The organism is Aeromicrobium sp. Leaf272 (assembly GCF_001422865.1).
Classification (GTDB): domain Bacteria; phylum Actinomycetota; class Actinomycetes; order Propionibacteriales; family Nocardioidaceae; genus Aeromicrobium.
Map to the genome: position 1 here is coordinate 115064 of NZ_LMMY01000010.1, position 13650 is coordinate 128713.

At 73.5% G+C, this 13650-nt stretch carries 12 protein-coding genes; 8 read left to right on the forward strand and 4 right to left on the reverse strand.

Translation table 11 applies throughout. The features are described 5' to 3' along the window. Positions 1-300: 300 nt before the first annotated feature. From ASF38_RS05840 to ASF38_RS05875, 8 genes are all read left to right on the forward strand, one after another. A complete protein-coding gene (locus tag ASF38_RS05840) occupies positions 301-756 on the forward strand; it encodes a hypothetical protein (protein ID WP_156364653.1) in 456 nt (151 codons plus the stop codon). Positions 757-922: 166 nt separating this feature from the next. Then, positions 923-1645 carry a response regulator transcription factor gene (locus ASF38_RS05845; protein WP_056574366.1) on the forward strand — a complete coding sequence of 241 codons (723 nt, stop codon included), beginning with the start codon at positions 923-925 and terminating at the stop codon, positions 1643-1645. Positions 1646-1667: 22 nt separating this feature from the next. After that, positions 1668-3107, forward strand: a complete 1440-nt coding sequence (locus tag ASF38_RS05850; protein WP_056574370.1) for a cell wall metabolism sensor histidine kinase WalK — start codon at positions 1668-1670, stop codon at positions 3105-3107. Positions 3108-3184: 77 nt separating this feature from the next. After that, positions 3185-5344, forward strand: a complete 2160-nt coding sequence (locus ASF38_RS05855; protein ID WP_200914435.1) for a glycosyltransferase family 39 protein — start codon at positions 3185-3187, stop codon at positions 5342-5344. After that, complete coding sequence (locus ASF38_RS05860) at positions 5341-6570, forward strand: bifunctional glycosyltransferase family 2/GtrA family protein (protein WP_056552383.1); 1230 nt, start codon at positions 5341-5343, stop codon at positions 6568-6570. Before ASF38_RS05855 ends, ASF38_RS05860 begins: the two co-directional genes overlap by 4 nt. A 61-nt stretch (positions 6571-6631) precedes the next feature. Beyond that, positions 6632-8380 (forward strand): TPM domain-containing protein, encoded by a 1749-nt coding sequence (locus ASF38_RS05865; RefSeq protein ID WP_056574372.1) that lies wholly within the window; start codon positions 6632-6634, stop codon positions 8378-8380. Between the two features lie 74 nt (positions 8381-8454). After that, entirely contained in the window at positions 8455-9231 is a 777-nt protein-coding gene (locus ASF38_RS05870) for a PspA/IM30 family protein (RefSeq protein ID WP_055968848.1), read from the forward strand. A 24-nt stretch (positions 9232-9255) separates the two neighbouring features. After that, positions 9256-9741: a DUF2505 domain-containing protein gene (locus ASF38_RS05875; protein WP_055968850.1), complete on the forward strand. Its 486-nt coding sequence runs from the start codon at positions 9256-9258 to the stop codon at positions 9739-9741. Between the two features lie 90 nt (positions 9742-9831). Here ASF38_RS05875 and ASF38_RS05880 read toward each other — a convergent pair whose 3' ends face one another. From ASF38_RS05880 to ASF38_RS05895, 4 genes are read right to left on the reverse strand one after another with little or no spacing between them, the layout of a single operon-like run. Next, positions 9832-10143, reverse strand: a complete 312-nt coding sequence (locus tag ASF38_RS05880; protein WP_055968853.1) for a hypothetical protein — start codon at positions 10141-10143, stop codon at positions 9832-9834. Between the two features lies 1 nt (position 10144). After that, the gene (locus tag ASF38_RS05885) at positions 10145-11545 is read right to left on the reverse strand and encodes a wax ester/triacylglycerol synthase family O-acyltransferase (protein ID WP_055968855.1); all 1401 of its coding nucleotides are present in this window, start codon (positions 11543-11545) and stop codon (positions 10145-10147) included. A 38-nt stretch (positions 11546-11583) separates the two neighbouring features. Beyond that, complete coding sequence (locus ASF38_RS05890; RefSeq protein WP_056574375.1) at positions 11584-12804, reverse strand: hypothetical protein; 1221 nt, start codon at positions 12802-12804, stop codon at positions 11584-11586. After that, positions 12801-13472: a hypothetical protein gene (locus tag ASF38_RS05895; RefSeq protein ID WP_156364654.1), complete on the reverse strand. Its 672-nt coding sequence runs from the start codon at positions 13470-13472 to the stop codon at positions 12801-12803. Before ASF38_RS05895 ends, ASF38_RS05890 begins: the two co-directional genes overlap by 4 nt. Positions 13473-13650: the final 178 nt, after the last annotated feature.

Genomic DNA, 13650 nt, shown 5'->3' on the forward strand with positions numbered 1-13650 from the left:
CCGTGAAGGCCCTCGTACGCAGGGTGTGGACGGACGTCCGGACTCAGGTCGGTGGACGTCGGCGGCACGCGTCCCGCTGTGGCGGGGAGGCGACCCAGAAGTCGTGCCCCCCTTCGCATGAGCCTCGAGCCACGCCGAGGCACCCTGAGAGCAAGAGGTCCTTCCAAGGACTAGCGGCGAAAGACCCGGGTCGCCTACCCTGTGTGGTGTCGGCCACGCGGAAATGGTCCTGAAGAACTAGGGACCATCGCCTCGTGACCTGCCAGCATCTTCATGGGAGTGGGGAGAAGTGGTTTCAACATGACGATCACACATGTGGCCGAGCGCCCGTCGAGCGACGACGCGTTCTCCCGTCATGCCTGCGTGCTCGAGCTGGTCGTCGGCGCCGCGCTCATCCCCGCGCGCGAGGGGCTGAGCCCCGTGCTCGAGCTCGTCGCCACCGCGGCCCGCGAGGACAGCCTCACCCCCGAGACCGCCTTCGACCTCGGTCAGCAGCTGCGCCTCGTCACCGGTGACGAACCGACCGACGACGACCTGGAGGGCCACCTGCTGCTGCGCGCCCTGCTGTCGGAGCTCATCGAGTACGCGAGCCTCGTCGAGGGCGTGCACGTCGACGACCTCGAGCCGCTCGTCGACCACCTCATCGCCGTCGGCGACCTCGCCGAGGCGCGCCGCACCATGCACCTCGCCGAGATCGCGCGTGCTCGCGTGCGCGCCCTCGAGGCCCCCGTGGCCGCCGACCTCGGCGCCGCCTGAGAGCAGCACGGAACCACCAGCACCCTCCGCCCACACCCAGGGCCGGAGGGTGTCTCCGTCTCGGCACGCCGAGCACTCGCCTCGCGGACCCGGCCGCACCAGCGCTCACAGGAACGTCACAGGTGACTCACGGACAGCCGACGGACAGCCCGGCCACACTGGAGACATGAACGCCTCCCTCACGCGCGCCGACGGCAGCCGGCTGCGGGTCCTCGTGGTCGACGACGAGCCCAACATCGCCGAGCTGCTCATGATGGCCCTGCGCTACGAGGGCTGGGAGGTGCGCACCGCGGGCACGGGCCGCACGGCTGTGAACGCCGCCCGTGAGTTCGGACCCGACGTGGTCGTCCTCGACTGGATGCTCCCCGACTTCGACGGCCTCGAGGTGCTGCGCCGCATCCGCCAGCGCGACGAGCACGTGCCCGTCCTCTTCCTCACCGCTCGCGACGCCGTGGAGGACCGCGTGGCCGGGCTGACCGCCGGCGGTGACGACTACGTGACCAAGCCGTTCAGCCTCGAGGAGGTCGTCGCCCGCGTGCGCGCGCTCGTGCGGCGCACCGGCGCCCGGGGGGCCCGTGCCGAGCACGTGGTGGTCGTCGGCGACCTCGTCCTCGACGAGGACAGCCGCGACGTGACCCGGGCCGGCACCGCGATCGAGCTCACCGCCACCGAGTTCGAGCTGCTGCGCTTCCTCATGCGCAACCCGCGCCGCGTGCTCAGCAAGGCGCAGATCCTCGACCGGGTCTGGAACTACGACTTCGGCGGGCAGGCCAACGTCGTCGAGCTCTACATCTCCTACCTGCGCAAGAAGATCGACGCCGGTCGCGAGCCCATGATCCACACCAAGCGTGGAGCCGGGTACGTGCTCAAGCCGGTCGAGCCCGCGTGAGCGAGAACGTGCGAGCGTCGCGATGAGCCTGACTCGACGACTCGTCCTCACCGTCGTGGCGCTCGTCGTCGCCGTCAGCCTGCTCGTCGCCGGTGCGGCGACCCTCGTCATGCGCGCCTACCTGACCGACCGCCTCGACGCCGAGCTCGCGCAGTCCACCGAACGCGCCCGGGTCCAGGCCGGTGGGAACCCGGTCGGCGACGGACCCGGTGGTCCGTTCGGCTCGCGCCCCCGGCCCAGCGCCCTGTGCGGCGAGCCCCCGCGGCCGTCCCTCGGCCAGTCCGCCCGCAGCCTCACCGCCGTCTACACCGACGACTGCCGAGCCGGTGTGCAGATCACCGAGAGCGCGGGGCTGCGTCCGCTCTCCAGCTCCGCCCTCGACGCGCTGGCCGACGTCGACCCCGACGACGAGCCCCTCACCGTCGACCTCCCCGGCCTCGGCTCCGTGCGCGTGGCCGCCACGACCACCGCCGACGGCACCGTCGTCGTCCAGGGCCTGCCGACCGGCGACCTCGACGAGACGCTCACCCGCCTGCTCTGGTGGGAGGCGCTGCTGACCGTGCTCGGCGCGGCGGCCGCCGGGCTCGTGGGCGTCGTCCTCGTGCGCCGCCAGCTCCGTCCCCTGCGCGAGGTCGCGGCCACTGCCCACGAGGTGACCACCCTCCCGCTCGACAGCGGCGTGGTGGGCCGCACCGTCCGCGTGCCCGAGAAGCTGACCGACCCCGGCAACGAGGTGGGCCAGGTGGGCGAGGCCCTCAACCGGCTGCTCACGCACGTGGAGCAGGCCCTCGACGCCCGGCACGAGAGCGAGCAGCAGGTCCGCCAGTTCCTCGCCGACGCCTCCCACGAGCTGAGGACGCCCCTGTCGACGATCCGCGGCTACGCCGAGCTGGGTCGGCGCACCGGGACCGACCAGCTGACCAAGGTGGAGTCCGAGGCCGCGCGCATGTCGACCCTCGTCGACGACATGCTGCTGCTTGCTCGGCTCGACTCCGGCCGCCCGCTGGAGCGCGAGCCCGTCGACCTGAGCCTCCTGCTCGCCGAGTCCGTGAGCGACGCCCGCGTGGTCGAAGGTGGGCACACCTGGCGCCTCGAGCTCCCCGACGAGCCGATCGAGGTGCCCGGCGACGCACTCCGCCTGCACCAGGCCGTCACCAACCTGCTCGGCAACGCCTCCCGGCACACCCCACCCGGCACCGTGGTCACGGCACGGCTCCGCCTCCCCGACGCGGACCACGCCGTCGTCGAGGTGCACGACGACGGGCCCGGCATCGGACCCGACCTGCTGCCCGTGGTGTTCGAGCGCTTCACCCGCGGCGACTCGTCGCGCACCCGCGAGTCCGGCGGCGCCGGCCTGGGCACGTCCCTCGTCGCGGCCATCGCCGAGGCCCACGGCGGCACGGTCGCCGTCACCAGCGAGCCCGGCAGCACCACCTTCGGCATCACGCTCCCCCGGACCTGACGGCCCGCCGACACCTCACAGCAGCGGCACAGTCCGCCGAGGGCGCCACCCCAGGAGCGCCGTCGAGCATCGGCGACATGGACCAGACCGCCACGATGCCCGACACCCACCAGACCCGCAGCACCCCCGACGCCGGCTCCTCCGACGCCGGCTCCTTCGACGGGCCCACGTCGAGGACGCCGGGGGTCCTCGCCCGAGCGTGGCGGGGCGACTCCGCCGACCACCCGGCGGCCCGACCGGCGCTGGTGCTGCTGCTCGTCGGCACCGCGGCGCTCTACCTCTGGGGCCTCGGCTCGTCCGGTTGGGCCAACTCCTTCTACTCGGCCGCCGCGCAGGCCGGGTCGGACTCGTGGAAGGCGATGTTCTTCGGCGCGTCCGACGCCGCCGGGTCCATCACCGTCGACAAGACCCCCCTGTCCATCTGGGTGATGGCTCTCTCGGTCCGGCTGTTCGGACTGTCCTCCTGGAGCATCCTGGTGCCGCAGGCCCTCATGGGGGTGGCCACCGTCGCGCTGCTGCACACGACGGTGCGCCGCACGACGGGCAACGCGTGGGCCGGGCTCGGTGCCGGGCTCGTGCTCGCCCTCACCCCGGTCGCCGTCCTGATGTTCCGGTTCAACAACCCCGACGCCCTGCTGGTGCTGCTCCTCGTCGGCGCGACGGCGGCGACCCTCCGTGCGCTCGAAGACCCCCGGCGTGCCGCGCGATGGCTGGCTCTCGGCGGGGCGCTCGTGGGCCTCGGCTTCCTGACCAAGATGCTCCAGGCGTTCCTCGTCCTCCCGGCGCTGGCCGGTGTCTACCTGCTGGCCGCCTCCGTCCCCCTGGCCCGCCGTCTGGTCCACCTGGTCGTCGCCTTCGCGGCCATGGTCGTGGCCGGCGGCTGGTGGGTCCTGGCGGTCGAGCTCTGGCCCGTCTCGAGCCGCCCCTGGATCGGCGGCTCGCAGGACAACTCGATCCTCGAGCTGACCCTCGGCTACAACGGTCTCGGTCGGTTGAACGGCAACGAGGTGGGGTCCGTCGGCGGCGGCGGGATGCCCGGAGGCGGCGGCGGAGCCGGCTGGGGCGAGACCGGGCTGCTGCGCCTGTTCTCGAGCGAGATCGGCGGTCAGGTCGCGTGGCTGCTGCCGGCGGCGCTGCTCCTGCTGGTCGCGGCGCTCTGGCTCACCCTCCGCGCCGGTGAGGACCGTCGCACCCGTCCGGTCACGGCCGGGCTCGTCGTGTGGGGTCTCTGGCTCCTGGTCACGGGCCTGACGTTCAGCCTGATGGCCGGCATCTTCCATGCGTACTACACGGTGGCGCTCGCCCCGGCGATCGCCGCGATCCTGGGGATCGGCGGCCACGTGCTCTGGCAGCACCGGCACACCGTGACCGCGGCCGTCACCGCCGTGGCCGTGCTGCTGTCCACCGTGGCGATGGCGACGGTCCTGCTCGGACGCTCCGACGGCTTCCTGCCCTGGCTCGCGCCGCTCGTGGTCACGCTGGCCGGCGTCAGCGCGATCATGGTCGTGCTGCTGAAGTTCGTCCCCGCACGACTGCGTCGACGTGCCGGGCTCGCCGTCGCTCTCGCGAGCCTCGTCGCCCTACTGGCCGGGCCCACGGCCTACGCCGTCGACACCGCGGGCAGCGCCCACACCGGGTCGATCCCGTCCGCCGGCCCCAGCACGGGCCGCGGCGGATTCGGCGCCGGCCCGGGAGGTGGACGCGGCCCCGGCGGTGGTCAGCCGCCGCAGCTGCAGGACGGCCGGACCGGCCAGGGACAGCCGCCCCAGGGCGCGGGACCGCAGGGGGCTCCGGGTGGGACCGGCACGGCCCCGGGCGGCGGAAACCAGGGCGGACCAGGAACCGGTGGACTGCTCGACGGCTCCACGTCGTCGGAGGCCATCGACGCCCTCCTCACCCAGGACGCGGGGTCGTACACCTGGGTGGCCGCGGCGATCGGCTCGAACAGCGCCTCGGGCTACCAGCTCTCCACCGAGGAGCCGGTCATGGCGATCGGCGGTTTCAACGGCTCGGACCCCTCCCCCACCCTGGCGCAGTTCCAGCAGCTCGTCGCCGACGGCGAGGTCCACTGGTTCATCGGCGGAGGCGGAGCAGGTGGACGCGGGGCAGGTGGACGCGGCGGTCCCGGCGCGAGCGGCGGCACGAGCACCCAGATCCAGGCGTGGGTCGAGGAGACGTTCACCGCGACCACGGTCGACGGCACCACGCTCTACGACCTGTCGGGCGGGATCGCATGAGCGCGGCGCACCTCGCGGCCACGGCCGACACTTCGGGCTCGACCGTCCGCCGCACCGGGACCATCGACGTCGTCGTTCCCGTCCACAACGAGGAGCGAGCCCTGGTCGCGTCGGTCCTGACCGTCCTCGACCACCTGGCCACCCTGCCGTTCCCGTCTCGCGTCACGATCGCCGACAACGCCAGCACCGACCGCACCGCCGAGCTCGCCGACGCGCTCGCCGCGCAGCACGCGAGCGTCCGGGTGGTGAGGCTGGGCGAGAAGGGACGGGGCCGCGCGCTCAAGGCAGCCTGGTCGACGTCCGACGCCGACGTCCTCGTGTACATGGACGTCGACCTCTCGACCGACCTCAACGCCCTCCTGCCGCTCGTCGCACCCCTGCTGACCGGACACTCCGACCTCGCGATCGGGTCGCGGCTGGCCCGCAGCGCCAGGACGACCCGCGGCCCGCGGCGCGAGATCATCTCGCGCGGATACAACTACCTCCTGCGCGGCACCATGCGCGCCCGCTTCAGCGACGCCCAGTGCGGCTTCAAGGCGATCCGACGCGACGTGGCCGAGCGCCTGCTGCCCCTCGTCCACGACGACGCCTGGTTCTTCGACACCGAGCTGCTCGTCGTGGCCGAGCGGGCCGGGCTGCGCATCCACGAGGTGCCGGTCGACTGGGTCGACGACCCCGACAGCAGCGTCGACGTGGTCCGCACCGCGCTCGACGACCTGCGTGGGATGGCTCGCCTGGGCCTGGCGCTGGTGCGGGGGCAGGTGCCGGTGGCCCGGCTCGGCGAGGAGCTCGGTCGCGCCACGCGGCGCAGCGCCGGCGGTGGGGTGTCGGCGCAGCTGGTCGTGTTCGCCCTCGTGGGGGTGCTCTCGACGCTCGCGTACGCCGCGCTGTACCTCCTGCTCAGGTCGTCCCTCGGCGCCCAGGGGGCGAACATGGCGGCGCTGCTGGTCACCGCCGTCGCGAACACGGCCGCCAACCGACGCTTCACGTTCGGGGTTCGTGGTCGCGACCGGGCCGCCGTCCACCACCTGCAGGGGCTGGCGGTGCTCGCAGCTGGGGTCCTCGCGACGAGCGGCGCCCTCTGGACGCTCCACGACCTGGCCGGGACCGAGCACCGGGTGCTGGAGGTCGGGGTGCTCACCGCAGCCAACCTCGCGGTCACCGTCGCCCGGTTCGTCCTGATGCGGACCTGGATCTTCCGCACCGACGACCGGCAACCGGGTTGAGGCGGGCGCGCCGGGCCCGGCTGTTGTCCCGCGACCGCCCATCGGCCAAGATCGACACGTGATGTCACCCTCCGTCAGACGTGCCCTGGCCGTGACCGCGACGCTGCTCGCCCTGACGATGGTGGGTGCGGGGCCGGCGGCAGCCGAGGACCCGATCGACGTCACGGGGAACATCACCGACCGCGCCGACGCCCTCGGCGGCGACACGGCCGAGGTCCAGACGGCGCTCGACGCCTACTACGAGCAGACCAACCGCCAGCTCTTCGTCGTCTACGTCAGCGACTTCGGCGGCCTCACCGGCTCGGAGTGGGCCGCGCAGACCGCCGATCGCTCGGGCCTCGGACGCGCCGACGTCCTCCTGGCGATCGCGCTCGACCAGCGCTCCTACGGCTACGACGCCGACGCCGAGGACTTCTCCGACGCCGACCTCGAGAAGGTCGACCGCGACTTCATCCTTCCCGCGCTGCGCCAGGACGACTGGGCGGGTGCGGCCGTCGGGGCGGCCGAGGGGCTCACCGAGGTGAGCCAGGACTCGGGCATCCCCTGGGGCTGGATCGTCGGCGGCGTGGGCCTCGCCGCTGCCGGCGGTGGCTACGCCATCCACCGCTCCCGTCGCCGCTACGACCACACCCACCCGGTGGTGGACGAGCACGGCCGACCGGTCGACCCCGCCAGCATCCTCACCGACGAGGAGCTCGAGGCGGCGGCGGCCAAGGCGCTCGTCGACGTCGACGACGCCCTCCAGTCCTCGGCCCAGGAGCTCGGCTTCGCCGAGGCGCAGTTCGGCACGGCCGCCACCGCGGAGTTCCGCGCGGTGATCGAGGACGGTCGCTCCCGCGTCCGCGAGGCCTTCACCCTGCGTCAACGACTCGACGACGCCGAGCCCGAGACGGACGCCGAGCGCCGCACGCTCCACTCCCGGATCCTGCAGATCTGCGACGAGGTCGACGACGCCCTCGACGCCCAGGTGGAGCGCTTCGACGCCGTCCGCGACCTGCAGACGCGCGCTCCGGAGGCGGTGGCGGCGCTCCAGCCGGTCCTCGCCGCCACCGTCGAGCGGCTGCCCGCCTCCCGCGCCACGCTCGAGTCCCTGCAGTCCACGCACTCCGGCAGCGCGCTGGCCGCCGTGGCCGACAACGTCGTGCGGGCCGAGTCCCTGACGACCAAGGCCGCCGAGCAGGTCACCCTCGCCCAGGGCGCCCTCACGAGCGGTGACGCCGCGACCGCCGCCCTGCACCTGCGCACGGCCGAGGACGCCACCGCCCAGGCCACCGCCCTGCTCGACGCCATCGACACGGCCCGGACCGACCTCGAGACCATCCGCGACGACGCCGACGACCTGCTGGGACAGGTCGTGGCCACCGTCTCGGCGGTCACCACCTACGTCGAGACGCACCGCGGCGCGGTCGGCAGCACCGCCCGCACCCGGCTCTCCGAGGCTGCGCGCCTGCTCGACGAGGGACGGCTCGCCCTGACGGGTGACCCTGCCGGCGCCACCCGCACCCTCGAGCGCGCCGCGGCCCTCGTCAAGGAGGCCCAGTCGACGGCCGAGGCCGACGTGGCGGCGTGGCGATCGACCTCCGACCGCGACGACCTCTCCCTCGGCGGCATCCTCGGAGGGGGCGGCGGTGGCGGCGGTGGCCTGCCCCGACTGCCCGGTGGGTTCGGCGGCAGCTCCGGCCGGAGCCGCCGCCCCTCCCGCAGCAGCAGCTCCCGACGGAGCAGCTCCCGGAGCAGCAGCTCACGGCGCAGCAGCAGCCGACGCAGCGGCGGCGGACGTTCGCGGCGCAGCGGCGGCGGACGCTTCTGACATCCTGACCACCCACCCCGACACCAGCACCTCCCGACCCAGCACCCAGCACGCCGACCGGAAGAGAGAGCACCATGGCACAGAAGCAGTCCATCCTCGGACGCATCGCCCAGCTGACCCGCGCGAACGTCAACTCGATGCTGGACAAGGCCGAGGACCCCGAGAAGATGCTCGACCAGCTGGTCCGCGACTTCACCAACAGCATCGCCGAGGCCGAGGAGGCCGTGGCGCAGACCATCGGCAACCTCCGACTCGCCGAGGCCGACCACCGCGAGGACGTCGCGGCCGCCAAGGAGTGGGGCGGGAAGGCGATCGCCGCCTCCCAGAAGGCCGACGCCCTGCGCACGGCGGGCCAGACGGGCGAGGCCGACCGCTTCGACCAGCTCGCCAAGGTGGCGCTCGGCAAGCAGATCGGCTTCGAGAACGAGGCGAAGGCCGCCGCGCCCTCCATCGCGTCGCAGAACGAGACCGTCGAGAAGCTCAAGACCGGGCTCATCACCATGCGCACGCGTCTGGACGACCTGAAGACCCGCCGCGACCAGCTCGTGGCCCGCCAGAAGACGGCCGATGCGCAGTCGCAGGTGCAGCAGGCCGTCTCGTCCATCAACGTGCTCGACCCCACGAGCGAGCTCTCGCGCTTCGAGGAGAAGGTGCGCCGCGAGGAGGCACGGGTCGCCGGCCAGGCCGAGCTGGCCTCCTCCAGCCTGGACTCGCAGTTCGAGGAGCTCGAGGCCGACTCGACCGCCCTCGAGATCGAGGCGCGGCTGTCCGAGCTCAAGGGCCAGCTCGGGGCTGCCCCGGCCGGTCAGGTCGAGGCCGGCCAGGACGCCCCCGAACAGACCACGCCCTGATCCGAGACCTGCAAGGATGACGCCATGAAGTTCAACGAGACCTACTCCTACGGCGATGCCGACGTCGAGGCCGTGTTCGGCCTCATCTCCAGCCAGGAGTTCCGCACCGAGTCCGGTGAGGAGTCCGGCGCGAGCGACATCGACGTCGACGTCGACGAGTCCGGTGACGGCGTCACGATCACGATCGTGCGCACCCAGCCGGCCGAGATGCCCGACTTCGTCAAGAAGCTCACCGGCGACACCGTCAAGGTCAAGCAGACCGAGAAGTGGAGCGCTCCCGCCGCCGACGGCAGCCGCCGCGCCGACGTGAAGGTCAGCATCATCGGCCAGCCCGCGGAGATGCTCGGCACCGCGGTGCTCGAGTCCACGGGCGGCGGCACCGAGTTCACGGTCAACGGTGACGTCACGGTCAAGATCCCGTTCATCGGCAAGAAGATCGAGCCCGAGGTGGCCAAGGCCATCCGCGGCTCGCTGAAGAACGAGGTCGAGCTGGGCATGACCCGCCTCTGATCCAGCACCACGCGAAGGGCCCCGACCGGTCGGTCGGGGCCCTTCGTCGTGCCGCGCCGTGTCGTCCTGGCGCGGGGGCGTGCGGCGTGGTCAGCCGAGCAGGGAGAGCACGGCCTCGATCTCCTGAGGCGCGTACCAGGCGAGCTGACCGCTGCCGTCGGCGTCCACGTGGAGCGCCTCGACGTCCGACGCGGTGACGTCGGCCAGGGCCGTCGCGCCATCGATGTCCGTCGTCTCGACGTCGGCGACGACCACGACGGGGCCGTCCTCGGCCGCTGCGACGAGCGCCTCGTACTCGTGCTGCTCGTCCTCGGACTCCGCGGCCACCACCTCGCCGCCGAGCGCGCCACCGTCGCGCAGCCGGCGCAGGCCGTCGGCGTCGACGCCCACCCAGACCCGCACGTCAGACCCGTCGCGGCTTCTGGCGGCCGCGCGGGGCCCGCCCGCGCCGGGGTCCGACGGTCTCGACGAGCTCCTCCAGCGCCTCGCTGATGCACTGCCCCAGCACGTCGACGTCGGGCACGGCCTCACGGTCGGCGACGATGCCGAAGAACACGCGACCGTGGTACGACGTGACCGCGATCGACACGGCTCGATGGTCGATGAGCGGGATCGCCTGGTAGACCTCGGCCAGCTGCTCGCCCGCCATGTAGACGGGTTCCTGGGGGCCGGGGACGTTCGTGATCGTGATCTGGTGCCCGCGGGACGTCTCGGCGGCCGCGACGCGCGCGCCCACGGCGTGGAACGTCGACGTCGCGAACCCGGGCAGGCTCGCCAGCTGGTTGGCCGCCACGGCCGAGCCCGTCTCGCGGTGGTCCTTGAGGGCGTACGACACCTGGTGCAGGCGGACCACCGGGTTGGACTCGCCGACCGGCAGCGAGAGCAGGTGCCCGCGGACCTTGGACCCGAGCGACGTCGGCAGGCCGTCGTCGGCCACCACCGACATCGGCACCATGGCCCGGAAGCTGGTCTTGGCGGTGACCGGCTCGGCGCGGGTGAGCATCCACCCACGGATGCCACCCGTGATGGCCGCGAGGATGACGTCGTTCACGGTGCCGCCGTGCTGGTCGCGGACCCGGCGGTAGTCGTCCAGACAGGTGGAGAGCGTGGTGAACCGGCGGTGGCGGGACAGCTGCGCCGACAGCACGCCGCGCGTGGCGACCGGTCCGCCGCCCACGACCGGGAGGTGTCGCGCCACGCGACCGACGTTGAGCTCCGCGATCCGCAGCGCCTCGCCCGGATGACGCACGTTCCGCTCCAGCGTGGCCGAGACGGCGCCGAGCGGCCCGGGCGCGGAGCGCGGGTTCCAGTCCTCGTGAGGGATCTCGCGCACCCGGTCGGTCTCCTCGAGCAGCACCTGGGCGAGGTCGATCGTCTCCGACCCGTCGACGAGCGCCTGGTGGGCCTTGAACAGCAGCGCCACGCTGCCGTCCTCGAGGCCCTCGATGAGGTAGAGCTCCCACAGCGGACGGTCGAGGTCCAGCCTGCGGGCCACGAGCCGGCCGACCAGCTCGTGCAGCGCGTCGCGGGTCCCCGGACGTGGCAGGGCCGACCGCCGCACGTGAAGGGAGATGTCGAAGCCCTCGTCGTCGACCCACAGCGGGGTCCCCAGCGCCCCCGGAACCTTGCGCGGCACCTGGCGGTACCGCGGCACGATGTCGAGCCGCTCGTTGATGACACCGATCAGCCGGTCGTACGTCAACGCCCCGCCGGGCTCGAGGATCGCGAGCGACGCCACCTGGCGCGGGACGTCGGGACTGTCCTGGTTCAGGAACATCGCGTCCAGCGGACTCAGTCGCTGCATCTCACTCCTCACGGATCGCGACGAACCTACCACCGCCGTCACGGCGACACAGCGGTGTGCGTCACCCCCAGCACGTGCTGCGCGAGGTCGGAGACCGCGGCCACGAACGGCGAGCCGGAGGCCACCTCCCGCGCGGTGGCACCCCGGAGCGCGGCGGTGTCGAGGGTGGGGCCGTCCTGCGGCAGCAGGGCGACGGGCCGGGCGCCGGCCAGCCGGTGCACGGTGGAGGCCAGCTCCTCGGCACCCCAGCCGATGCCGGCGCGCACCTGGTTGAGCACGACGAGCGGGCGCACGACCCCGAGGTCGTCGAGGTCGTGCAGTCCCCTCACCAGACGCGTCAGGCCCACCGGGTCGGCCCGACCCACGGCGACGACGACGTCGGCGAGCTCGAGCAGGGCCGCCGTGGCCTGGTTGCGGCCCGCCCCGGCGACCCCCTCACCCGGCTCGAGGCAGAAGCCCACGTCGGCCACCACGACGTCGGTGGTGTCACGCAGCCGTTCGACCACGCGCTCGAGGGCGGCGCGTCGGACGTGGATCCACATGTCGGGCCTCGGGAGACCGGTGAGGACCGAGAGCGAGGGACGCAGGGCCTGGAGGTGCTCGCCCAGGTCCACGTCCCGGCCCTGGTTGGCCACGCGGCACGCGGCCATGAGGCCGGAGACCTCGTCGAGCAGTCCCAGCTGCTGCGCCTGGGCACCGCCGTAGGTGTCGGCGTCGACGAGCACGCACCGGGCGTCGTCGCGGCCCAGCTCGTCGGCGAGCGCCAGGGCGACCGCGCTGCGCCCCGGCGCGCCCGCGGGCCCCCACACCACCACCAGCGTGCCGCGTCGCCGCGAGGTGCTGCCGTCCGCGACGTCCGAAGGCCCGCCGGGCTCGACCGACGCAGGACCGGGTGCGAGGTCCTTGCCCGTGGCGGTCGCGGACACCTCGACGGCACGGACGGCGTCGAGGACGGCCGAGCCCGGGCCCACCACGTCGATGCCCAGGGCCTCGGCGCGATCCGTCGGTCCGAGCCCGACCAGGGTGACCCCCGCCGCCCGCACCGCTCGGACCGCCTCGAGGTCGAGGCCGGGGACGGACAGGTCGACCGCGGCCACCGAGACCCCACCCGCCTGAGCCACCGCGATCAGCTCCGCGACGTCGACGCACCGTCGCACGAGCACGAGGTCACGGGCCGACTCCAGCTCCCGCACGGCGTCGACCTCCCACCCCGCACCGGCGGCCGCGAGGACGACCCGACGGTGGGGCCTGCCGCTCATGCGCGACGCACGATCGTCACGTGGCGAGCGGTGAGGGCCGCGACGATCTCGCCGTCGAGGTCGAGCCCGGCCACGTCGACCAGCACGGTGCGCGTGCCACCGGCGCCGACGACGGCACCGTTCCTGACCACGGGAACGTCGGTGAGTGCGAGCGCGGCCTCGCCCGCCTCGGCACCGTCCTCGGGCGACGGTCCGACCCACACGTCGACCCGGTCGCCGCTGCGCAGGTCGTCGGGCGCTGCGCCGAGCCGCACGGAGAGCGGCAGCTCGGTCGCACCTCCGGCGCCGTCGCGGGCCATCGCGGACCGCTCCACGAGCGCGCCGCCGCGTCCAGCGCGCGCCCACCTGAGGGACGCGAGGTCGGCAGGCAGCTCCTGGTCGGTGCGCAGGAAGGCGCCGGCGGCGCGCTCACCGAGACGCGCGCGCGACTCGACGAGGTCGGACCGCTCGACCGGGTCTCCGGCGGCGACGTCGCGACTCAACGCCCAGTAGGGCTCCGTGTCGTCGCCCGCTGCCACGACGTAGGCACCCAGCACGGTCGCGCCGAGCACGAGCAGCACGCCCAGCACCAGCCGAGGATCGCTCCACGGCTGCTGACGCACGCGCGCCGCTGCGCCCGTCCGTCCGGTCGTCCCGCCGCTCGATCGTGGCCCCCGCCAGTTCGCCATGGGCATGTTTGTACTGGGCGACGGCGTGGGCGTCCAGCCCTCGCTGTGGAGAACGGTCCCCCGTCCGGTCGTCCACAGGTCGGACGGCCGCGACTCGACGTGACACCGCAGCGTGGAAAACTGGGACCCATGTCCGATGGGTCCCCCCGCTTCCTCACCCTGGCCGACGTCGGCGAGG

Coding starts and splice junctions, on each gene's coding strand:
- ASF38_RS05840 (WP_156364653.1), top strand. CDS start 301: ATGACGATCACACATGTGGCCGAGCGCCCGTCGAGCGACGACGCGTTC.
- ASF38_RS05845 (WP_056574366.1), top strand. CDS start 923: ATGAACGCCTCCCTCACGCGCGCCGACGGCAGCCGGCTGCGGGTCCTC.
- ASF38_RS05850 (WP_056574370.1), top strand. CDS start 1,668: ATGAGCCTGACTCGACGACTCGTCCTCACCGTCGTGGCGCTCGTCGTC.
- ASF38_RS05855 (WP_200914435.1), top strand. CDS start 3,185: ATGGACCAGACCGCCACGATGCCCGACACCCACCAGACCCGCAGCACC.
- ASF38_RS05860 (WP_056552383.1), top strand. CDS start 5,341: ATGAGCGCGGCGCACCTCGCGGCCACGGCCGACACTTCGGGCTCGACC.
- ASF38_RS05865 (WP_056574372.1), top strand. CDS start 6,632: ATGTCACCCTCCGTCAGACGTGCCCTGGCCGTGACCGCGACGCTGCTC.
- ASF38_RS05870 (WP_055968848.1), top strand. CDS start 8,455: ATGGCACAGAAGCAGTCCATCCTCGGACGCATCGCCCAGCTGACCCGC.
- ASF38_RS05875 (WP_055968850.1), top strand. CDS start 9,256: ATGAAGTTCAACGAGACCTACTCCTACGGCGATGCCGACGTCGAGGCC.
- ASF38_RS05885 (WP_055968855.1), bottom strand. CDS start 11,545: ATGCAGCGACTGAGTCCGCTGGACGCGATGTTCCTGAACCAGGACAGT.
- ASF38_RS05890 (WP_056574375.1), bottom strand. CDS start 12,804: ATGAGCGGCAGGCCCCACCGTCGGGTCGTCCTCGCGGCCGCCGGTGCG.
- ASF38_RS05895 (WP_156364654.1), bottom strand. CDS start 13,472: ATGGCGAACTGGCGGGGGCCACGATCGAGCGGCGGGACGACCGGACGG.